The sequence below is a fragment of the Alcaligenes sp. PF14 genome, assembly GCF_037150615.1.
In the GTDB taxonomy this organism is placed as follows: Bacteria; Pseudomonadota; Gammaproteobacteria; order Burkholderiales; family Burkholderiaceae_B; genus Alcaligenes; species Alcaligenes phenolicus.
Genome location: NZ_JBAGRS010000003.1, coordinates 415772 through 438723, shown reverse-complemented (window position 1 = coordinate 438723; position 22952 = coordinate 415772). Strand labels below are relative to the sequence as shown.

Below are 22952 nucleotides of genomic sequence, written 5' to 3'. Positions count from 1 at the left end.
TCAATGGCCTCCATGGCGCAAGGCCATTAAAGACTGATAAACATCGCGCAAGGCATACATCAGGCTACCGGCGGCGTTCAGACCAATAGCGGCTTGCGGTACCCAGACAGGAATTCCCAGCTCGGCCATCGTGGTCGAGAACCGGGAACCCCACATGAACATGCGCAAGGTCCAATAGGCAAAAGCCACCACAATGATCAGCACCAGTACGGACACGATGAAACGATGGATAGCACGCGCCCGTGGGGTCTTCAAACGATGCGACAGGTAATCCACCACCAAATGCTGACGGGACTGGCTGGCGATCAAGGCCCCCGTCATGTACAGCCAGATCGCCGCCACCATCACAATGGTGTGCACACCGGCTGCCGGCCAATTCAGGTAATAACGTGCGGCCACCACATAGGCCAAACCTGCCGCCACCACAACGCTGGACGCAATGGCCAGCCATTCCAGAGCGATCAGGGTCGGCCCTCGCTTGATCAGAGGGTCCTCACTCACATTCATACTCCCTTGTTCCAAGGTGTTCACTTGAGAGCCGAGGCGTTTTTCTCGATATGGGCCATGATGCTGTCGCCCACTTCAGCGTGCATCGCAGGCCAGACCTTGGCACGCACATGGGTGCCCAAAGCAGCCAGTTGATCCTTGTCGAGCTCAAGGTAGGTTTTACCCAGCGCTTTCCACTTCTCCACAATGGCCGCGTCCGATACCTGGGCCTTGGAAAACTGATCTTGCATGATGGTGATGGCCGAGGCCTGAATCACTTCCTGCTGCTCGGGCTTCAAGGCTTCCCAGGCTTCCAGGTTCATGGACAACACGCCGGTAATGAACTGCTGCTTGCTGCGCACGTAGTAATCCAGCGTGTCACGGAAATATTCGTAGTCGTAATAAATGACGTTGGCTGCATCGCCATCCACCACGCCGGTCTGAATTGACGTAAACACTTCGCCCCAGTCAATGGCTGCCGTCTGGTAACCCATGGCTTGCACGGACTGCTGCATCATGGAGATCGGGGGAACACGTACCTTGATGTTCCTGGCGTCTTCTACCGTCACCGCATGTTTGCCTTTGGTGGCGACGCCATTGAATCCTTCAGGCCAGGCACCGAAGAACTTCAAGCCGTTCTCTTTGTAGATACCGTCCAGCGTTTCATTCAACCAGCCACCGGGCTGGTACGCGGCCAAGGCTTCTTCCCAGGTGGTGAACATGTAGGGCGTGTAGATCACCGCAATGCGCTTGTCGTAGGAAGTCATGGGCCAGTTCAGCATCAACTGCACATCACCGGCTACATGCTGGTCGAACACCTCTTCCTGACCACCCAACTGGTTTTGATAGAAAACGCGTGGCGACACCGCGCCTTGCGTACCCTCCTTGATCAGCGCAGCCCATTTCTCGATTGCATCACCGCTAGGCGAGCCTTGCGCGCCCGAGTCCGTTGCAATGCGCATGGTCTGTGCGGACACGGTGGCCGCGCTCAGGCTGAACATCACCGTCAGCAAGGTCTTGCTCAAAAGCTTCATAACTCCTCCTGGGTATGTCTTTTAAATTTATTGTTCAAACGTCGGCTATCAGGCTTCCGCCCGGTGCCGCCATAACTCCCAGCCCAAACGGGCCCGGACACCCACATCCAGAAACGGACGTGGCGGCAAGGCATCGGGTTGCCCCAAAGCCTGCATATCGGCAATCAAGGGATTGTCCACACCGCAAGCCAGATCGGCGACCAACATGCCGGAAATCGTGCCCTTGGTCAGACCCACCCCGTTCTGACACACCGCGGAATACACATGCGGTGCCACCTGCCCAAAGCCTGGGGAGCCATTACGGGACAAGCAGATAAAGCCGGTCCAGGTGTGCTCCATTTCCACGTTTTTCAGATTCGGGAAACGCTCGTCAAACAGGGTTTTGTGCTCAATGCGCACGCGGCGGCGGCTTTCATCATCACTGCGCAAATTGGGCGCGTAAGTCATGTGCTGGCGGATCAGAATGCGTTGGTCATTGGTTCGACGCATGGTGATGCCCACAAAGGCATTGGCGGGGGTCAATCCCCAACTGGGCAAACCACCCAGCTCGCGCTGTTCGCTTTCCGTCAGGCAGCGGGTCAGGCTGGCATGAGCCGCCATCGGCATCAGCTTGCCGCTGTAAAAACCGAACTGCTCGGCAAACACGTTCACAGCCAGAATCATCTTGCCGGCACGCACTTTGCCACCGGGTGTTTCCAGCGTGACGCCATCACCTTGCTGCACAGAAAGCACAGGCGTTTTTTCGTAGACGGTAACGTTGGGAGGCATGTTGTCGGCCAGACCACGCGACAGACCCGCCGGGTTCAGCAACACGGTACCGGGGGTATAAATGCCTGTGCGGAAATGCGTGAACCCCAACTTGTCCTGCAAGGCTTTGCCGTCCAGCCATTCGTACGGCTCTTGCAAGGAATCCAGAACCTGACGCGTCGGCTTCAGTGTTTTCTCTACGCCTTCTTGCGAGACCGCAGCGTGGAACTTACCGATGGGACTCCAGTCGCATTCAATGCCGTAACGCTCTACCTGTGTTTTCAGATATGCAATCGCCGTACGTGCCAGGCGCAGATGCGAACGCGCGGCATCCAGCTCGCCCATCGAGCTACCCACGTTGTGGGGGCTATCAATGGCAAAGCCGGAGTTTCGACCTTGAGCACCCTCGCCCACCTGATCCGCTTCCAGTACCACGATGCTGTCACCGGGGCGGTTCTCTGCCAGACGACGGGCGGCGGCCAAACCGGCCAGACCACCACCGACAATCACCCAATCCGCCTGTATGTCTTTAGCCAGGGACGGTTTGGGGGTACGAGGAGTCAGCAGCCGACTCCACCCATTGGTCTTGTCGTTCTCCGGCAAGCGCGTGATTTTCCGGATGCTCATGCGGCCGTCCGTGCGCTAGCCCAGTTGCTGGGATGCAGACAGTAATGAATCAAGGCGGATTCTGTTTCGTAAATCAAGGGTGTGCCAGCAGGCAGCCAGATGCAATCCAGAGGCCCAGCCGTCAACACTCCTTGTGGGGTGTGAATGTTGATGCTGCCTTCAATCACCGTGACCACTTCGTCATACAGGACGGTCCATTCAATCCGTGCCTTGCTCAAGCGGGCATAACCGGCACTTAAAGGCGTACCGTCCTGTTCTCCCACGATCTCGGCCAGTTGTGCCATCTCGGGCTTTTCCTGTCGAGGCTGGAAGGCCAACTCATCAAAACGCATTACCCGCGGCATAGTCTTTTCTGTCGTCATTAGGATCACCAAACACAAGTGGATTTAGAACATACATAGTTGTATGCTGTGATGGTAATGAGCCAGATTTGGGGAGTCAATCTATTGGAGGATGGGGATTACCCTGCGTTCGGCAGTCAAGTGTTTTACATTTAAACAATGAAGCCGGCGTCACAAGCACCCTTCGGAATGATGTTTCTCATGGAGCGGCAAACCGTTTTTTTGACGGGCCTCGTGCTGAGGATCCTGGCTAAAATTACCCGGATGCAAAATCAGCAGAATGGATTGTTGATTTCTGAACAAGTGTGGACATGCACCACACTTTTCCTCGCCACCGTTTCCCCGTCCCCGGACGTGCCTCCTTCTTAAAGCAGACACCATGAATCACGAACAAGCAGAAAAACAGGTGCTGCAAGCCATTCCTGTCCTGGCAGCGAAGCAAAGCATTGACGAATGCATCACTCAACTGCAAGCCAGCGGCCTGTCAGAAGTCCGTGCGACCAAGCTTTGCGTAATGATTCCCGAAGCCTTCGGGCTGGCACTGGCCTGGCGTCTGGGTGCCAAGCTGCCTGATGAAGAGCAGATGTTTGATGTGCGCAATCGCGCAGGCGAAACGGTCCAAGTCTCCATGCTGGGCCAGCATGTATTTTCCATGGCGCTGGCCATGGCTGTCGCTGTACTCAAGCAGGGCTGGTATCCGCCTATCACTCGGGAAGCATTTGAGGCAGTCAGCAATCGCAGCGCCATCATGTCCGTGCTGCAGCAGATAGAGGGCAATCTGGAAGGTGCTGGCACGCCCGATCTGTTCTTGTGGGGCTTGGTGGCAGAGGACATCATCGCAGACGAGTCCTTGCCCTAGATTTATATAAAAAAGCCAGCCCGCGGTGGGCTGCACAGGGAGCGGCTGGCTTTATTTCCTCTGCTCCTCTGCCTCAAGCTTCTACAAGCGTGTAGTCCAAGCCAAGGCAAACGGAATACAAGCCGTATTCTCAAGCCTGTTCAGAGCTGTCGTTCAGTTCCACATCGCTGGCTTGAGCACTCTGCCGCCTGGCTTTCTGCTCCCGCAGAAACGCCAAGGCACGGGCAGGATCACGAGTACGCGCAAAGGGGGGCAAACCACGCCACAGCAATTTGCCGTAGGGCTTCTCGACAATACGGGTGTCGCCCACCATCAGCACGCCCCAATCACGTTCGGTACGAATCAAACGCCCTGCCCCTTGCTTCAAGGCAATGGCGGCTTCGGGCAACTGATATTCCATGAAGGGATTACCGCCCCTGTCCTTGCACTCCTTGATACGCGCTTCCAGCACCGGATCATCCGGCGGAGCAAAGGGCAGCTTGTCGATAGCAACCAGCGTCAAGGCATCACCGGGCAGGTCAATCCCTTCCCAGAAGCTGGCGCTTCCCACCAAAACCGCATTACCACGGGCACGGAACTCGTCCAGCAGAACTTGCCGTGAACGCTCCCCCTGGCGCAACACATTGCGTTCGATGTCTTCCCGATCAAATCGGTCCCGCAGCATATCTGCAATCCGCTCGACCGAGCGCAAGGTGGTACAGAGCACCAGCACACCACCCTGACCCGCCTTGATCAGCGGAATGAGCGCATCCACGAAGGCCTGATTGAAGTTGGGATGGCTAGGAAGCGGCAAGGTGCTGGGGACGTAGAACAACGCCTGGTTCGGATAGTCGAACGGCGAAGCCCAGGCTTCGGTGCGAGCATCAAACAAGCCCAACTGTCGCTTGAAGTGGTTGAAATCCCCATGCACCGACAAGGTGGCTGAGGTCAGCACCCAGGACTGCTCCTTGCCTCGGTAGCGCGAGAAAATCTTGGCCACCGACAAAGGGGCACTGTGCAGGCGCAGATAGTGCTGACCGCTTTCTACCCAACGCACGAACTCGTCGGGCTGGTCTTCGTCTTTTTCACTTTCTGGCAAATAGGCGTGGCGGCCTTGACGATCCGGCTGGCTCCATTGGAACAAGCGCGCACGTAACTCCAAGGCGCTTTTATGCGCCGCCGTCAGATCAGGATGGCGCTCAGCCACCATGGCCAGCATCTTGATGACCTTGTCGAAGGTCTCCAGCAAATTCTCCAGCGCCTCGTCAAAAAGCTCGGGCTCGGGCAAGGCCTGAAAAGTGGCACGGCCACCTTGGGCGGCCAGCGACGCGGTGCGCAAATGCAAATCCCGAGCAGCTTGCTCCAGCTTGCGCGCCACCTGACTCCAGTCCACGGTCTCGCGCGCCTGGGCCAGACCCGCCGCTTCTATCTGACGACACAAATCCGTCAATTGATACAAGGACACGCTACTACCCAGAAAACGGGTGGCCACGTCGGGCAGTTGGTGTGCCTCGTCAAACACCACCAGATCCACGCTAGGCAGCAAATCCGTCACACCCTCTTCGCGCAAGGCCAGGTCCGCCATGAATAGAGCATGGTTCACCACTACTACATCCGCATCCTGGGCATGACGGCGCGCCTTCATCACAAAGCAGTCGCGCACAAAGGGGCAATCCTGTCCCAGGCAGTTATCGCGTGTGGAAGTGACTCGGTGCCAGATATCCGCGTCTTCCGGGACTTCGGCCAGCTCACCCTTGTCGCCGCTACGGCTGCGCTCCGTAAAAAGCTGGATGGCCCGCAGATAAGCAATTTCCGCACGGGACTTCAGGGCACGGTCATCCTGCCCCAATCGTTCCAAATGGTAATGACAAACGTAGTTGCTGCGCCCCTTGAGCAAGGCCACATCCACCGGCAAGGCCAGCGCCTTGCGCAGGTGGGGAATATCCCGACGGAACAATTGGTCCTGCAAGGTGCGCGTACCGGTCGAGACCAAGGCTTTGCCACCTTGCATGAACACAGGCACCAGATAGGCCCAGGTCTTGCCCGTTCCGGTACCAGCCTCGGCAATCAATACACCGGACTCGGCAACCGTCTCGCTGATGGCTTGGGCCAGCTCCAGCTGAGCCTGCCGCGGACGATAGTGCGAGACAGACTCTGCCAGAGGGCCTTGGGGAGAAAAGATATCGGAATAATCCTGCAACAACATGGGGCAAAACCGCTCAGGGAGAGGTGACGAATGACAGAACTGTCTACAATCACAGTGGAATACATACAAGATGATACCTGCCAATTCTGGGTCGCTGCCGGTCTTTATGGCAAAATGCGGCGCTTGCAGACCCTTTTACAACGATGGACCCATAACTGAAATGACTGTGGAAACCCTCGCCCAGCAACAGGATCACCAACAGATTCTGGCGCTACTGGCCTCTGAACTGAACATCCGCATCCAACAAGCCGCCTCTACGGTTGAGCTCTTGGACAACGGGGCCACGGTCCCTTTTATTGCCCGTTACCGCAAGGAAGCTACCGGCGGCCTGGACGATAATGTCCTGCGTGATCTGGAAGTGCGCCTGATCTATTTGCGCGATATGCAATCGCGTCGTCATGCCATTCTGGAATCGATCCGCCAGCAGGAAAAACTGACGCCCGAGCTGGAGCAAGCCATTTTGGCGGCTGACACCAAGCAGCGTCTGGAAGACTTGTACGCCCCTTACAAGCCCAAGCGCCGTACCCGTGCCCAGATTGCCCGCGAAGCCGGCCTGGAGCCGCTGGCGGACGCCATTCTGGCCCAGAAGGATGCAGACCCTGTGGCGCTGGCCGAAGGCTATCTGAATGCCGAAGCCAAGATCGACACGACCAAAGCCGCCCTGGACGGTGCCCGCGACATTCTGGCCGAACGCTTTGCCGAGCAGGCCGATCTGCTGGAAGCCATGCGCGACTATCTGTGGAAGTCCGCTCACCTGTACTCCAAGGTTGCCGAAGGCAAGGAACAGGAAGGCGACAAGTTCCGCGACTGGTTCGACTTTAACGAAGCGCTGCGCCAACTACCTTCTCACCGTGTACTGGCTTTGTTGCGCGGTCGTCAGCAAGGTGCACTGGACCTGCGCCTGGGCCTGAACCCCGAGCAGGATGCGCTTCTGCCCCACCCTTGTGTACTGAAAGTCGCCGAGCTGACCGATATTGGCGCTGACTTTTCCGCCGACGCCAGCCCACGCGACCATTGGCTGGCCGAGGTTTGCCGCTGGACCTGGCGCGTCAAGTTGCTGACAGCATTCGAATCCGAACTGATTGGCCGTCTGCGCGAAGAAGCCGAGCAAGAATCCACCCGCGTGTTTGCCGCCAATCTGCGCGATTTGCTGCTGGCAGCCCCCGCTGGCAATAAAGCCGTTCTGGGCCTGGACCCAGGTATTCGTACCGGCGTAAAAGCCGCTGTGATCGATGCAACCGGCAAGGTGCTGGATACCGCCACCGTCTACCCCTTTGAACCCCGTCGTGACCGCGAAGGCGCCATTCGTACCCTGGCCGGCCTGGCGACTCGCTACCAAGTTGAACTGGTGGCGATTGGTAACGGCACAGCGTCACGCGAAACCGAGAAACTGGTTGCCGACCTGCAATCCGCTTTCCCGCAGTTGCCTTTGACCCGCGTCGTCGTGTCCGAGGCGGGCGCTTCGGTGTACTCCGCCTCTGAACTGGCCGCACAAGAATTCCCGGATATGGACGTCAGCCTGCGCGGTGCCGTCTCTATTGCCCGCCGCCTGCAAGACCCACTGGCCGAGCTGGTCAAGATCGACCCCAAATCCATTGGTGTGGGTCAGTACCAGCACGACGTGAACCAGCGCGAACTGGCTCGCAGCCTGGACGCCGTAGTTGAGGATTGTGTGAACGCCGTGGGTGTGGACGTCAACACCGCCTCTGCTCCCCTGCTGGCGCGCGTTTCCGGCCTGAACAACACGCTGGCCAAAAACATCGTCACCTGGCGTGACGAAAACGGTGCCTTCCAAAGCCGCAAGCAGTTGCGTGAAGTGCCGCGCTTTGGTGAAAAAGCCTTTGAACAGGCAGCGGGCTTTTTGCGTATTCCCGGTGCAGCCAACCCTCTGGATGCCTCGGCAGTTCACCCCGAAGCCTACCCGGTTGCCGCCCGCATTCTGGAGCGCCTGCAAACCGAAGCCAGCGATGTCATGGGTAAATCCGGCGCATTGAAAGGCTTGTCGCCTTCGGACTTCACGGATGAACGCTTTGGTTTGCCCACCGTGCGTGATATTTTTAATGAAATTGAAAAGCCCGGTCGCGACCCTCGCCCTGAATTCACCACCGCCAAGTTCCAGGAAGGCATCAACTCCCTGAACGATTTGACGCCCGGCATGATTCTGGAAGGCGTGGTCACCAATGTGGCCAACTTTGGTGCCTTTGTGGACGTGGGTGTGCACCAGGACGGTCTGGTGCATATCTCGGCCCTGTCCGAGACCTTTGTCAAAGATCCGCGTGATGTGGTTCGCGTTGGGCAGACCGTTAAGGTTAAAGTCCAGGAAGTGGATGTAGCTCGTAAGCGTATCGGCTTGACCATGCGCCTGAACGACGACAGCGGCCCTGTGCGTGGTTCCAGCAACACCAGCAACGCACCCCAGCGCCGTTCCGGAAACAATCGCCCCAACCGGCAAGCTGAACCGGCACCGACAGGTGCTATGGCAGCCGCCTTTAGCAAACTTCGGAGATAAGCCATGACTGAGACCGAGCGCCTTTCCCAACTGACGCGTCTGCTCAATCTGCTGACCGGATTTGATCAGAAGGAACAGGATATTGCAGCCATCAGCCAGTCCGTGCTGACAGCCAGCGCCAGCCCGACAGCGATGGGTGAGGCGTATGGCAAGCACGCCCAGAACTTGATGGAACACGATCCGGATGGCGCTCTGATCCTGGCCATCAGCTACGAGCTGGACGACTATCTGGCTCTGGCCGATACCGTGGACGAACTGTGGGAAGAGATTCTGGCTGCCTTTGAAAGCCAGGATCTGCCCGCCTTTCCCTACGACGACATGCCTTTTCAGGACGTGGACGGCTTTTTCCAATGGGCGAACGAGCAGTTGCAGGAGTTTCACCCCTCCTACTGCCTGCTGGAATTTGCCCAAAGCTATGACGAGGAGTTTCAGCTGATCGTGGTCAAACGCGAGAACCTGGAGGAAATCCTGAGTCTGTGTGAAAAGTTGGATATTCCTGCCCAGCCAGCCGAATAAGGCCAGCAATCCCGGCCTAAACACACCAAGCCCTGCGTGAGCATTCATGCAGGGCTTGATGCTTTTGGCCCGCTTGAATGCCAAGCAGCTCAAAGCGCATTAGTCTAGTCCCGCCATCAACATCAGCAAGCGAGCCTCTTGTGCTCGCTTGGCTGCTTGGCCCAAACATGAACACCCACTTTGCCGGGACCGGCGCAAAGTCAGTTCCAGCGCGGCAAGGTCCAGAAGGAAAAACATGGAGCAAAAACACTGGTCGCAGGTCGAACTCCTGCACGAAACCGTATCCAACCCCAATATCCATGTGCGTGGCACGCACAGCTACTACAGCCATGCCTGGACCGGCAGTTTTGAAGAAAGCGTGGTGCGTTACCTGTACGGGGACGAGTACAGCCTCAAGGCATGGACCTCGCAATGGCCAGTGGACCAGCTCCACATCGGTGACTACGTCTGCATCGGTGCCGAGGCCGTCATCCTGATGGGTGGCAATCACACCCACCGCATGGACTGGTTCAGCCTGTATCCCTTCGTAGACAAAATTACGGAGGCCTACGTTGGCAAAGGTGACACCTACATCCATGACGGTGCCTGGATCGGTATGCGGGCCATGATCATGCCCGGCGTGGTCATTGGTGAAGGTGCCGTAATTGCCTCGGGTGCACTGGTCACCAAGAATGTGGCCCCGTATACGATTGTGGCAGGCAACCCAGCTGTGCCGGTGCGCAAGCGCTTTGAGGACGCAGCGATTGACCGGCTATTGGCCTTGAAGATTTACGACTGGTCGGAAGAGAAATTCACGGCGTTGCGAGATGTGATCTGCGCAGAAGATATTGCAGCATTGGAGCTGGCCAGCCAGGACTGGGATCAGAAGTCCAAAGCCCAAGGGCGACTGGCCTAGGCTCAAGTCCAGCTCTTAAGTCCGAATCCAGATTTCGGGCTCAGAATTCAGAGTTCACGTTCGAATCAGATCTGATTTGGCTTGGTTTGGCTTGGTTTGGCTTGGTTTGTTTTGGCTTGGTTTGACCTGACCTGATTTCAAGAATGAATTTAAGGCCAAAGCCGATTACACGAGCAAGCTCAAGCCAAGCTCCAGCTTTGATCTTCTGCACACGTTCAATACAACGCAGAAAGAACAGCCCCAAAAGTGAGATAGGTCTCTCTTTTGGGGCTGCTCATTTTCAAGCAATCTTCAAGCTGAAGCGTTGCTGCTCAAAGAAGCTTGCTGCCTCCACTGCGGCATCAATCCTGAACAGCCGATCAATCCCACAGTAGACAAACCACTTAGTCGCGCATCGAATCCAAAGCGGCTGCAACGGCATCACGCAGATCTGCCGATACTCGTGCCACTTCTTCACCGGCACAATGGATTTGCAACTCCTGACCTTCCTGCTTGGCAACTTCGGCAAAAGCCGCAGTCTGCAGTGCCTTGATCGCCACACCAGCCTGTTTTGGGTCTGCATAAGAGCGAGACAGAAACAGCTCTTGTCCAGCAGCATCTTGCAGGCGGAAACGGAAGGTGCCGTCTTCGTCGCGGAAGTTCACAAAACGAGCTTTACGAGCCTTGGCTTCAGTCTTGCTAACTGCCACGCTCAAGGGGTCACGCAGGCCCACGGCCGCCTTCAATTCATGGATGAAGGGAGTAGCGTAGGCACGAGCCTTGCGCGCGCCGACTTGCAGCAAATCCTCAATATCCTGGGGACGAGCCATCAAGGCTTCGTAGCGATCACGCATGGGCGCAATCATGGCTTCCAGCAACTGATGCAAGGCATCCTTGGCCTCGCCCCAGGCCATGCCGTCGATCAACTGCTGACGAAAGGCCTGGGTCTGCTCGGGTGTCGCAAATGCCTTGTACAAGGCCGTCAGGTGCGAATCATCGGGATCTTTAGACTCGCCGGGACCTTTGGAGTCCGTCACGATGCGGGCAATGGCTGCCTTCAGTGCCTTGGCACCACCCTCGAACAGAGGAATCGTGTTGTCGTAGCTCTTGGACATCTTGCGGCCATCCAGACCAGGCAAGAGGGCCACGTCCTCTTCCACCTGCACTTCAGGCAATACAAACAGCTCCTTGCCACGGCCATACAGGTGGTTGAAGCTCTTGGCGATATCGCGTGCCATTTCCAGGTGCTGCACCTGATCCCGGCCCACGGGCACCTTGTGGGCATTGAACATCAGGATGTCGGCCGCCATCAGTACGGGGTAGCTGAACAGGCCCATGGTGACGCCATCATCAGGCTCTACGCCCGCCGCTTCATTCTTGTCGACAGAAGCCTTGTAGGCGTGGGCACGGTTCATCAAGCCCTTGCCGGTTACGCAACCCAGCATCCAGGACAGCTCCGGAATTTCCGGAATATCGGATTGACGGTAGAACGTTACTTTTTCCACATCCAGGCCGCAGGCCAGCCAGGTAGCAGCAATCGCACGGCGCGAAATGGCTACGCGCTCCGGATCGTCACATTTGATCAGGGCGTGGTAGTCCGCCATGAAGAAAAATGCGTCGACATCGGCTTGCTGGCTAGCACGGATAGCAGGGCGAATCGCCCCGGCATAATTACCCAAGTGTGGAATACCGGTCGTTGTAACGCCGGTCAGTACTCGTGTCGTCATGATAAAAAATACGCTTATAAAACTACGTGTCAGGGTTCAGGAATCAGACGCGTGGCCAGTGGCCGCGCCCAGCATCCTACAAAATAACTGCCTGGCGCCGTTCTGACTCCAGGTACTCCCGCGATTGCATTTCCATCAAACGCGAGACAGTACGGTGGAACTCATTGGCCATAGGGCCATCCACATACAATTCTTCTTCAGGCACCGCTGCGGACATGATGAACTTCACCTTGTGATCGTAAAAAACGTCGACCAGCCAGGTGAAGCGTCGCGCCGCAGAGGCATCACGCGCCGTCATGCGAGGTACGTCAGACAAAATCACGGTCTGGAAGCGGTTCGCCAGTTCCAGATAGTCGTTTTGCGAACGTGGGCTGACGCACAGGGTCTCGAAATCAAACCAGACGGCTGAACCGGACAAGGCGACCGCTTTTACATCCCGGTTTTCAATACTGAGCACCGGCTCTTGAGGGGCCGTGTCCGACAAGGCGGTGAACATTGATTGCAGCTCTGTGGTGGTCTGCGGGCCCAATGGCGTCAAATAGGTTTTCACCTGCTCCAGAGCACGACGGCGATAATCCACGCCCGTATCCACGTTCATGATATCCATGTTCTTCTGGATCAGCGCAATCGCAGGCAAGATGCGGTCGCGGTGCAGGCCTTCCGGATACAAGGTGGAAGGCTCATAGTTGGAGGTCATCACAAAGGACGTACCGCGCTCGAACAGACCCAGCAGCAGCTTGTACAGAATCATGGCATCGGCCACATCCGAGACGTGGAACTCGTCAAAACAGATCAGGCGATAACGCTTGGCGATACGTTTGGCGACCTCATCCAAGGGATCGCTCATGCCTTTGACCTGATTCAGCTCTTTGTGCACGCCGCGCATGAACTCATGGAAGTGAATCCGAGTTTTGCGCTTGAGCGGCACCGTCAGGTAGAAGGCGTCCATCAGGAAGCTCTTGCCGCGCCCGACCCCACCCCACAGGTACACACCACGCGGCACCTCCGGGCGGGAGAACATACGACGCAAGGCGCTGGAGCGCATTTTGCGAAACTCTACCCACTCGTCGTAATAGCGTTGCAGCCGGTCTATAGCTTGCTCCTGTGCCTGGTCGGCACGGTAGCCTTTTTCCGCTAAAGCCTGATGGTAATACTCGCGAACATTCATATCACTGAAAATAAAAGAACCTGTCCAAGACAGGTAGTAGTCTGCCAGCATGCACTGCGATCCACAGCAGCACCGCTTTTGATGCAGGGTCTGAGCATACTGCGCGGTCAATTATCTCACGCATCGCAACCGCTACGGACTGCTGTGATCAGCCTTTCGTGACGAAAAAAAGAGCGAGCCTGTGCCCGCCCTTTTCCAACAACACCCTGAAAGTCTATCAGAAGTTCAGAGCGCGTTTGTCCACTGCCAAGGCCGCTTCTTTCAGGGCTTCGGACAGGGTTGGGTGAGCATGGCAAATACGGGCGATATCTTCCGACGCGCCACGGAATTCCATGATTGCAACAGCTTCAGCCACCAGCTCGGAAGCCACAGGGCCCACAAAGTGCACGCCCAGAACTTCGTCCGTCTTGGCATCCGCCAGAACCTTCACAAAGCCGGTCGTGTCACCCAGTGCGCGGGCACGGCCGTTAGCCAGGAAGGGGAAGCTGCCAGCGCGGTAAGCACGGCCTTCGGTCTTCAGTTGCTGCTCGGTCTTGCCAACCCAAGCGATTTCGGGCGAGGTGTAGATAACCCAAGGTACAGTGTCGAAGTTGACGTGGGGCTGCTGACCAGCCAGACGCTCGGCCACAGCCACACCTTCCTCTTCGGCTTTGTGAGCCAGCATAGGACCACGCACCACGTCACCCACCGCCCAGATACCTGGCAGGCTGGTGGCGCAATCGTCGTCCACAACCACGAAGCCGCGCTCGTCCAGTTTCAGACCGATGGTGTCTGCACCCAGACCGGCAGTGTTAGGCACACGGCCGATGGATACGATCAGCTTGTCGGCTTCCAGCTTGTGCTCGGCACCAGCGGCGTCCACGTAGTTGATGGTGACCTGTTTGGCAGACTTCTTGATTTCGCCAACTTTCACGCCCACATTGATCTTCAGACCTTGCTTGGTGAAAGCCTTCAGGGCTTCCTTGGCAACGTCGCGATCCACGGCGGAAAGGAACTCGGGAGCACCTTCCAGAATGGTCACTTCGGCACCCAGGCGACGCCACACGCTACCCAGTTCCAGACCAATCACGCCGGCACCGATAACGGCCAGCTTCTTGGGAACCTTGGGCAGACGCAGTGCGCCGTCGTTGGACAGAATTTGCTCTTCGTCGAACTCGGCACCGGGCAAGGCACGAGCCGAGCTACCGGTAGCGATGATGACGTTCTTGGCAACCAGCTCTTCAGCGTTGGCACCGGCCACGTTCACCGACCAGCCGCCGTCAACCTTGGCGCCAAAGGAAGCGGTGCCGTGGAAGAAAGTGACCTTGTTCTTTTTGAACAGGTACAGGATGCCGTCGTTGTTCTGCTTGACGACCACGTCTTTGCGACCGATCAGCTTGTCCAGATTCAGCGATACGCCCTTGACGTCCACACCGTGATCAGCCAGATGCAGATTGGCGTGCTCGAAGTGCTCGGACGATTGCAGCAAGGCCTTGGAAGGAATGCAACCAACGTTGGTGCAAGTACCGCCAGGAGCGGGTTTGCCTTCAGCGGTGGACCATGCGTCCACGCAAGCGACGCTCATACCCAGTTGAGCAGCACGGATGGCGGCGATGTAGCCACCAGGGCCTGCACCAATCACGACAACATCAAATTGCTTAGCCATAAAAAATCCCATAAATGTGAAAAGGCACGCTGGACCGCCCGGAAGTCGGGCGGGAAAGTATCAGGTGGCGAACGCCAACCCCCAGGGCCTTAAACAAAGTCGGCCAAGGCTTAGAAGCAAGCACTTGGCCGTAAACATACTAGACCGAAACTACCGCGTGCTTAGACGTTCAACAGCAGACGCTGTGGATCTTCCAAGGCTTCCTTCATGGCCACCAGACCCAGAACGGCTTCGCGGCCGTCGATGATACGGTGGTCGTAGGACATGGCCAGGTAGTTCATGGGGCGAATCACGATCTGACCGTTTTCCACAACAGCACGGTCCTTGGTGGCGTGAATGCCCAGGATGGCGGACTGAGGTGGGTTGATGATGGGGGTGGACAGCATGGAGCCGAACACGCCACCGTTGGAGATCGAGAAGGTACCGCCTGTCATTTCTTCCAGGGTCAGCTTGCCGTCGCGGGCACGGGCACCGAAGTCAGCGATTTGCTTTTCGATGTCAGCGATGGACATTTGATCAGCGTTACGCAGGATAGGCACCACCAGACCGCGTGGGCTACCAACGGCCACACCGATGTCAAAGTAACCGTGGTAGATGATGTCCTTGCCATCAACCGAGGCGTTCAGTACAGGGTATTTCTTCAGGGCGGCAACAGCAGCCTTGACGAAGAAGGACATGAAGCCCAGTTTCACGCCGTGCTCTTTCTCGAACTGATCTTTGTATTTCTTGCGCAGATCCAGCACAGCTTGCATGTTGACTTCGTTGAACGTGGTCAGCATGGCGTTTTCGGACTGCGACTGCAGCAGACGCTCGGCGATGCGAGCGCGCAGACGGCTCATGGGCACGCGCTGCTCTGGACGGCCGTCCAGGGACAGGGTTGGGGGGGCAACAGGAGCAGCAGCAGGTTTAGCAGCAGCGGCGTTGGCTTCCAGAGCGTCACCCTTGGTGATGCGACCACCACGGCCGGAACCTTCCACGGAGCTGGCTTCCACACCCTTTTCAGCCAGGATCTTGGCAGCAGCAGGCGAAGCAACCGAAGAGGCGGCGGAGCTGGCAGCAGGAGCGGCAGCGGCTGGGGCAGCAGCAGGAGCGGCTTCTTGTGCAGCGGCGGCAGGAGCGGCAGCGCTGGCCTTGCCTTCGGAGTCGATACGGGCCAGCACGTCGCCGGAAGTCACAGTGCTGCCGTTGGCCTTGACGATTTCGCTCAGCACGCCCGAGGCAGGAGCGGGAACTTCCAGCACAACCTTGTCGGTTTCGACTTCGATCAGGATTTCATCAGCCTGGACCATTTCGCCAGGTTGTTTTTTCCACTCCAGCAAAGTGGCTTCGGAGATGGATTCAGAGAGTTGGGGAACCAGAACGTCGGTAATTGCCATGATTATATTTTCCGTATTTAAAATTTAGGGTGCGTTATTTGGTCAGCATGAAGCCTTTGCGAGCGCCGAAAGCCTGCTCCAGCAGCGCCTTTTGTTGTTCCTGGTGTTTGGCCAGGTAACCAACGGCAGGCGAAGCGGACGCGGCACGGCCGGCGTAACCCAGCTTCTGACCTTCGGTCATGTTCTCGTAGATGTGATGCTGAATGTAGAACCATGCACCTTGGTTTTGAGGTTCGTCCTGAACCCAGATAACTTCCTTGGCGTTGCTGTACTTGGCCAGCTCTGCCTGGAAGGCCTTGTGGGCAAACGGATACAACTGCTCCACACGGATAATGGCAATATCGTTGCGCTCCAGCTCTTTACGGTGGTTCACCAGATCGTAGTAAACCTTGCCCGAGCAAGCCAGAACACGTTTGACAGCGGCTGCATCAATTGCCTGATCGGTCTCGCCGATCACGGGCATGAAGTGACCCTCAGCCAGATCGCTCAGTGGCGAGGTAGCGTCTTTATTACGCAGCAAGGACTTGGGCGTCATGATGACCAAAGGCTTGCGGAAAGGACGGATCATCTGACGACGCAGCACGTGGAAGATCTGGGCGCCGTTGGTGGGCTGAACAACCTGGATATTGTTGTCAGCGCACAGTTGCAAGAAGCGCTCGATACGGGCCGAGGAGTGCTCCGGACCCTGACCTTCGTAGCCGTGTGGCAGCATCAGAGTCAGACCGCAATGACGGCCCCACTTGGCTTCACCCGACGTAATGAACTGGTCGATCACAACCTGGGCACCGTTGGCGAAGTCGCCGAACTGAGCTTCCCAGATAGTCAAAATGTTGGGCTCTGCCGAAGCGTAACCGTATTCAAATGCCAGCACGGCTTCTTCGGACAGAACCGAGTCGATCACCGTGAAGTTGGCCTGGCCTTCGGAGACGTTCTGCAAAGGAATGTAGGTGCCGTCGTTCCAGCGCTCACGTTTTTGATCGTGCAGCACAGCGTGACGGTGGGTAAACGTACCACGGCCCGAGTCCTGGCCGGTAATACGGATGGCGTAGCCGTTGTTCACCAAGGTTGCAAAGGCCAAGTGCTCGCCCATGCCCCAGTCCACCTGAGCTTCGCCACGTGCCATGGCACGACGGTCGTTCAGCATGCGGTTGACCAGTGGGTGAACCGTAAAGCCTTCTGGCACGGTGGTCAGTTTTTCACCAATGCGTGTCAGTTCGGACATAGGCAAGGCGGTGTCAGCCTGGTCAGTCCATTTGGCGCCCAGGAAAGCAGACCAGTCGGTGGCGTATTTGTTCTTGTAGTCTGTCAGAACAGGTTCAACCGTGCGCTTGCCATCTTCCATCAGTTGACGGTAAGCCTTGACCAGATCTTCGGGTTCGTTCTCGGACAGAATGCCTTGAGCAACCAGCTTGTCGGCATACAGTTTGCGTGTACCGTTGTGCTGACCAATCTTCTTGTACATCAGCGGCTGGGTCATCGAAGGAGTGTCTTGCTCGTTGTGGCCCAGTTTGCGGAAGCAAACAATATCAACCACCACGTCGTGCTTGAACTCGCGGCGGAAGTCCAGAGCCAGCTGAGTCACGAACACCACGGCTTCAGGATCGTCGCCGTTCACGTGGAAGACGGGGGCTTCAATCATCTTGACCACGTCCGTGCAATACAGCGTGGAGCGTGTATCGCGAGGATCAGAGGTGGTGAAACCGATCTGGTTGTTAATAACGATGTGCAGCGTACCACCGGTACCGTAGCCACGGGTCTGGGCCAGGTTCAGTGTTTCCATGACCACACCCTGACCGGCAAAAGCCGCGTCACCGTGAACCAGCACGGGCAGAACCTGGCTGCCGTCTTCGTCGCTACGACGATCCTGACGAGCACGGACCGACCCCTCGACCACTGGGTTAACAATTTCCAGGTGGGATGGGTTAAAGGCCAGAGACAGGTGAACCGGACCGCCACGAGTGGACAGGTCGCTGGAGAAACCGTTGTGGTACTTCACGTCGCCGTCGGTCAAGCCTTCAGCGTGACGGCCTTCAAACTCGGCAAACAGGTCACCGGGCATCTTGCCCATGATGTTGACCAGCATGTTCAGACGACCACGGTGAGCCATACCCACGATGATTTCCTGAACGCCGTTCTCGCCAGCGTGGTTGACCACTTCATCCATACAAGCGATGAAGCTCTCGCCACCTTCCAGGGAGAAGCGTTTCTGACCGACGTATTTGGTGTGCAGGAAGCGCTCCAGGCCTTCAGCCTCGGTCAGCTGCTGCAAGATGTTGCGTTTTTGCTCAACGTTGAAAGAACCTGTGCCATGCACCGACTCCAGGCGCTGCTGAATCCAGCGCTTGACGACCGGGTCGGAGATGTACATGAATTCTGCGCCCACCGAACGGGAGTACGTATCACGCAAGGCCTTGAGCATGTCGCGCAGCGTCATGGTGTCGGCTTTGGTGAAGTAAGTGTTGGTGGCGGAGTAGACCTGGTCCAGATCTGCTTCGGTCAAACCGTAGAAAGCAGGGTCCAGTTCAGGGATGCTGGGGCGTTCGGAGCGCTTCAGGGGATCCAGATCAGCAATGCGTGCACCCAGGGAGCGGTAAGCAGCAATCATGGACTGAATCGACACTTGCTTCATGGCAACTGTCAGGTCCGGTGCTTGGGCGCTGGTCAGGAAGGCATTGGCTTTGGCACGCTGAGCGAAGGACTCGACAATGGGAGCGTGAGCTTGATCGCGGGTGCTGTCGCGGCCGTCAGTCGCAGGCTGGTGCTGCAGCTGGTCGAAGTACTCGCGCCATTGGTCGGCGACGGAGCCTGGATTGTCGAGGTAGGACTCGTAGAGTTCTTCGACGTAAGGAGCATTGCTCCCGAACAAATAAGAGTTACTGAGCAGTTCTTTTTGCGATGACATTATTACGCTTCACCTATCCGAGTGTTTCACTCGTGTTGAGATGCAGGAAAACCTTCCGCGACACGGACCTCGCCGGTTAGCGGATAGCAGGAGCAGAAGGCAACGTGGGACGCCTTATACAAGCCGTATTGATCTAGTATAACGCCGCACACAAAAGGCGCAATTAATGACATCTAAAATGCTTGGCGACTGCGTCATACCGTTGGCATTAACAAACACATCGATCTATCACGAGGGCGAATTCTTACAAAAGAAGCGCTCCAAATCATGATTGACGCCCCTTGGCTGCCCCACATGAAGGAAAAATTCCGATATGCTAATCGGGTGCAGCAAGTACGCGCTTCGCGGGCCCCTTTTCCACCAAACCGAGCCCAGCCTGCCCTTGGTCACCTTGAGGCAGGCAACAAGCGTTGCCATGACATATGCTGCCTATAACAAATCAGCACCTACCTGGCGACTGTATTTCTTATAAATTAGATTCACTTTTACACTAGAAAATCCTATCAGGAGCTTTACCAAAATGGATGCCAACGCCGATCTGGCCAAACTTGCGCTGGACTATCACGCGTATCCCACTCCCGGGAAAATCTCGGTGGTCCCTACCAAGACCCTAGCCAATCAAGATGACCTCTCGCTAGCCTACTCCCCCGGCGTCGCATCTGCTTGCATGGCCATCCACGCCGAAGGCGAAGAAGCCGCCGCCAAGTACACCTCGCGCGCCAACCTGGTTGCCGTGGTTACCAACGGTACCGCCGTGCTGGGTCTGGGCAATATCGGCCCCCTGGCCGCCAAGCCCGTCATGGAAGGCAAAGGCTGCCTGTTCAAGAAATTCGCCGGCATCGACGTGTTCGATATCGAATTGAACGAAACCGATCCGGACAAGCTGGTCGACATCATTGCCGCACTGGAACCCACCCTGGGTGGTGTGAACCTGGAAGACATCAAGGCCCCCGAATGCTTCTACATCGAGAAGAAGCTGCGCGAGCGCATGAGCATTCCCGTGTTCCACGATGACCAGCACGGTACCGCCATCATCTCGTCCTCCGCTGTTCTGAACGGCCTGAAAGTCGTCAACAAGAACATCGCCGACATCAAGCTGGTTTGCTCGGGCGCTGGCGCTGCTGCCATTGCTTGCCTGGACTTGCTGGTTGCCCTGGGAGTGAAGCTGAGCAACATTTTCGTGGCTGACTCGCGCGGCATCATCTGGAAAGGTCGCGACGAGAACATGGAGCCCAACAAGGCTCGCTACGCTCAGGAAACCGATGCCCGCACCCTGGCTGATGCCATGGTTGGCGCTGACGTGTTCCTGGGTTGTTCCGCTCCTGGCGTATTGTCCGCCGACATGGTCAAGACCATGGCCGACAAGCCCCTGATTCTGGCCCTGGCCAACCCCGAGCCTGAAATCCGTCCTGAAGTAGCCAAGGCTGCCCGCCCTGACTGCATTATCGCGACTGGCCGTTCGGACTACCCGAACCAGGTCAACAACGTGCTGTGCTTCCCCTTCATCTTCCGTGGTGCCCTGGACGTTGGCGCCAGCGTGATCAACGAAGAAATGAAGCTGGCTTGCGTGAAAGCCATTGCCGATCTGGCCCAGGTCGAGCAAAGCGACGATATGGCCACTGCTTACGGCGGCGAAGATCTGCGTTTTGGTCCTGAGTACATCATCCCCAAACCGTTCGACTCCCGTCTGATCGTTCAGATCGCACCTGCCGTGGCCCAAGCTGCGATGGACTCCGGCGTTGCCGCCCGTCCTATCGAAGACATGGACGCCTACCGTCAGAAGCTGATCGCCATGACCTACCACACCGGCCCGCTGATGCGTCCGTTGTACATGCAGGCCAAGGCTGCGCCCAAGCGCATCATTTACGCTGACGGCGAAGACGAACGCGTATTGCGTGCCGTGCAAACCGTCGTGGACGAGAAGCTGGCCCAGCCTATTCTGGTGGGTCGCCCCAGCGTGATCGACATGCGCGTCAAGAAAGCTGGCCTGCGTCTGGAAGCGGGCAAGAACGTGCAAATCGTTGATCCTGAAGACGACGATCGCTTCACCGAGACCTGGACTGCCTACTACAAGCTCAAGGCACGTGAAGGCGTGACTCCAGACATCGCCAAAGCCATGATACGCAAGCACAACTCGCTGATCGGCGTGATGCTGCTGCAACGTGGTGATGCTGACGGCATGATCTGCGGCGTGGCCAGCAACTACGACAGCCAGCTGCACTATGTTGAGCAAGTCATTGGCCTGAAGAAAGAAGCCCAGACTTTCGCCGCCATGAACGTACTGATGCTGCCTACACAAACTCTGTTTGTGTGCGACACCCACGTCAACGAGAACCCCAACGCCGAACAGATCGCCGACATGACGATCCAGGCCGCCGAGGAAGTTCGTCGTTTTGGTGTGGTGCCTCGCGTGGCTCTCCTGTCGCACTCGAACTTTGGCAGCCGCCAGACCGAGTCGTCCCGCAAGATGGCCAAGGCTCGTCAGATCCTGGCTGAACGCGCTCCCGACCTGGAAGTGGACGGCGAAATGCACGCTGACTCCGCCCTGTCCGAGAAAATCCGCCTGAAGGCCTTCCCCGACAGCACGCTGCGCGGTTCGGCCAACCTGCTGATTACTCCTAACCTGGACGCCGGCAACATCACCTACAACATGCTGAAGATGACAGGCAGCAACGGTGTGGCCATGGGCCCCATCCTGCTGGGTGCAGCTCGCCCCATCCACATCCTGACCACCAGCGCTACGGTGCGTCGCATCATCAACATGACAGCCCTGGCTGTTGTGGATGCACAGCAAGAAGCCCAGCAAAACAGCTAATCCTGTTTAGCTGAATAAAAACCGGATGCAGCGTAAAGCAGCATCCGGTTTTTTATTTCATGATGACTTTGGCACCCAGTTTCGCTGAACAAAGCTGTCGCCTGATCCAACAGAGTATCGGTGCTCAGGATCAAGCTCATTTAGCCACAATGGACACAACACAGCCGCGTATCCTCTCTCAGGGTTAGCGGGTGCCCGGAATCTTGTGCAAGTTCACTCCGTCAGCCGCGAAGTGTCCGAACCAGATGAGCAGACATCGCACTCCAAGAGCAGCCTATTTCCGCACCCGCCCTGCTCGCACAGACAAAGGCCAACTGATTCGGCGACGCTGATCGGGATCACCCCACTGCTTGCGCAACTCCACTTCCACTGCGCTCAAGGGACTGGCGCCCAGCGCTTTTTCAGCCGCTTTCACAGCCGACCAGGTTCTGATGTATCCCAGGAGCTGTGGCAAACTCCAATCCACCTCCATGGCCAAAGGCGGCAAGCTCAGCTCCTGAAAAGGAAAGGCCAGGCTGCGATACCCCTCTTCCACATGACGGCGCTCCGGTGGCCAGTAAGCGCCGATGGTTTCATAGTAGAAATGCTGCATGACGCTATCCACTGCACCCTCCACATGCAAGACGCCATAGGTGATCAAGGCCAGCAAGGCATCGGGGCGAGCGATACGCTGAACCTCGGCATAGAAAGGCCCCAGATCCAGCCAATGAGCCGCTTGCGCGACGGTGATCAAATCCACGCTGTTATCAGCCAGACCGCTGTTGTCAGCCAAAGCCGTGCGATAGCTCACACCCTCTTGCGGCTGCGCCTGAGCAATCTGATCGGCGCTGCCATCCGTGGCAATCACTTCCTTGAATCGCTTGGCCAGCAACACAGAAAGCTGCCCAGTCCCGCAGGCACAATCCAGCGCCCTATCCTGTGCGGGACTCAGTTCGGCCAACACATCCGCCAGCTTTTGCGGATAGCTGGGGCGGTAACTGGCATAGTCGGCTGCAACTTGGGAAAAGTGATCTTTGAACTGGGAGTCTGCCATCGCTTCACCTTTGTCTCTTGATATCAAGTCATATAGTAGTTTGCTAAACGCGGAGCCTGGAAACCAGCGTAACAAAGAGACTATTTTTAAGCAGGCACATGGGGCATC

Annotated in this window: 16 protein-coding genes; 5 read left to right on the top strand and 11 right to left on the bottom strand. The window is 57.0% G+C overall.

Annotation, left to right across the window (positions count from 1 at the left end; genetic code table 11):
• From WFM49_RS09010 to WFM49_RS08995, 4 genes are read right to left on the bottom strand one after another with little or no spacing between them, the layout of a single operon-like run.
• On the bottom strand, nt 1-507 hold the full coding sequence (locus tag WFM49_RS09010) for a TRAP transporter small permease (protein WP_009457636.1): 507 nt from the start codon (nt 505-507) through the stop codon (nt 1-3).
• Nucleotides 508-527: 20 nt separating this feature from the next.
• Entirely contained in the window at nt 528-1520 is a 993-nt protein-coding gene (dctP, locus tag WFM49_RS09005; protein WP_336972885.1) for a TRAP transporter substrate-binding protein DctP, read from the bottom strand.
• 48 nt (nt 1521-1568) lie between these two features.
• Nucleotides 1569-2894, bottom strand: coding sequence for an NAD(P)/FAD-dependent oxidoreductase (locus tag WFM49_RS09000; protein ID WP_254499587.1), 1326 nt, complete (start codon nt 2892-2894; stop codon nt 1569-1571).
• Nucleotides 2891-3256 (bottom strand): ethanolamine utilization protein EutQ, encoded by a 366-nt coding sequence (locus WFM49_RS08995; RefSeq protein ID WP_031233022.1) that lies wholly within the window; start codon nt 3254-3256, stop codon nt 2891-2893. Before WFM49_RS08995 ends, WFM49_RS09000 begins: the two co-directional genes overlap by 4 nt.
• 358 nt (nt 3257-3614) lie before the next feature.
• On the opposite strand from WFM49_RS08995, the gene WFM49_RS08990 reads away from it, so the two are divergent.
• A complete protein-coding gene (locus tag WFM49_RS08990) occupies nt 3615-4094 on the top strand; it encodes a hypothetical protein (protein WP_009457651.1) in 480 nt (159 codons plus the stop codon).
• Nucleotides 4095-4224: 130 nt separating this feature from the next.
• Here WFM49_RS08990 and WFM49_RS08985 read toward each other — a convergent pair whose 3' ends face one another.
• Entirely contained in the window at nt 4225-6279 is a 2055-nt protein-coding gene (locus WFM49_RS08985) for an ATP-dependent DNA helicase (RefSeq protein WP_026484303.1), read from the bottom strand.
• A gap of 160 nt (nt 6280-6439) precedes the next feature.
• Here WFM49_RS08985 and WFM49_RS08980 point away from each other — a divergent pair, with 160 nt between their 5' ends.
• From WFM49_RS08980 to WFM49_RS08970, 3 genes are all read left to right on the top strand, one after another.
• The gene (locus WFM49_RS08980; RefSeq protein WP_336972884.1) at nt 6440-8788 is read left to right on the top strand and encodes a Tex family protein; all 2349 of its coding nucleotides are present in this window, start codon (nt 6440-6442) and stop codon (nt 8786-8788) included.
• Between the two features lie 3 nt (nt 8789-8791).
• The gene (locus tag WFM49_RS08975; protein ID WP_009457658.1) at nt 8792-9304 is read left to right on the top strand and encodes a hypothetical protein; all 513 of its coding nucleotides are present in this window, start codon (nt 8792-8794) and stop codon (nt 9302-9304) included.
• Between the two features lie 235 nt (nt 9305-9539).
• On the top strand, nt 9540-10199 hold the full coding sequence (locus WFM49_RS08970; RefSeq protein WP_009457660.1) for a CatB-related O-acetyltransferase: 660 nt from the start codon (nt 9540-9542) through the stop codon (nt 10197-10199).
• 383 nt (nt 10200-10582) lie between these two features.
• On the opposite strand, the gene WFM49_RS08965 is transcribed toward WFM49_RS08970, so the two are convergent.
• The 5 genes from WFM49_RS08965 to WFM49_RS08945 all read right to left on the bottom strand — a co-directional run bounded on the left by WFM49_RS08965 (nt 10583) and on the right by WFM49_RS08945 (nt 18996).
• On the bottom strand, nt 10583-11905 hold the full coding sequence (locus tag WFM49_RS08965; protein ID WP_022983551.1) for a tryptophan--tRNA ligase: 1323 nt from the start codon (nt 11903-11905) through the stop codon (nt 10583-10585).
• Nucleotides 11906-11981: 76 nt separating this feature from the next.
• The gene (gene zapE / locus WFM49_RS08960; protein ID WP_336972929.1) at nt 11982-13073 is read right to left on the bottom strand and encodes a cell division protein ZapE; all 1092 of its coding nucleotides are present in this window, start codon (nt 13071-13073) and stop codon (nt 11982-11984) included.
• A gap of 217 nt (nt 13074-13290) precedes the next feature.
• Nucleotides 13291-14718 (bottom strand): dihydrolipoyl dehydrogenase, encoded by a 1428-nt coding sequence (gene lpdA, locus WFM49_RS08955; protein ID WP_009457672.1) that lies wholly within the window; start codon nt 14716-14718, stop codon nt 13291-13293.
• A gap of 161 nt (nt 14719-14879) precedes the next feature.
• Nucleotides 14880-16094, bottom strand: coding sequence for a 2-oxoglutarate dehydrogenase complex dihydrolipoyllysine-residue succinyltransferase (gene odhB / locus WFM49_RS08950; RefSeq protein WP_009457673.1), 1215 nt, complete (start codon nt 16092-16094; stop codon nt 14880-14882).
• Between the two features lie 34 nt (nt 16095-16128).
• Nucleotides 16129-18996: a 2-oxoglutarate dehydrogenase E1 component gene (locus WFM49_RS08945; RefSeq protein ID WP_009457674.1), complete on the bottom strand. Its 2868-nt coding sequence runs from the start codon at nt 18994-18996 to the stop codon at nt 16129-16131.
• 520 nt (nt 18997-19516) lie between these two features.
• Between WFM49_RS08945 and WFM49_RS08940 the strand changes: the two genes are divergently transcribed.
• On the top strand, nt 19517-21811 hold the full coding sequence (locus WFM49_RS08940) for an NADP-dependent malic enzyme (RefSeq protein ID WP_336972882.1): 2295 nt from the start codon (nt 19517-19519) through the stop codon (nt 21809-21811).
• Between the two features lie 274 nt (nt 21812-22085).
• Here WFM49_RS08940 and WFM49_RS08935 read toward each other — a convergent pair whose 3' ends face one another.
• The gene (locus WFM49_RS08935) at nt 22086-22844 is read right to left on the bottom strand and encodes a class I SAM-dependent methyltransferase (RefSeq protein WP_009457675.1); all 759 of its coding nucleotides are present in this window, start codon (nt 22842-22844) and stop codon (nt 22086-22088) included.
• Nucleotides 22845-22952: the final 108 nt, after the last annotated feature.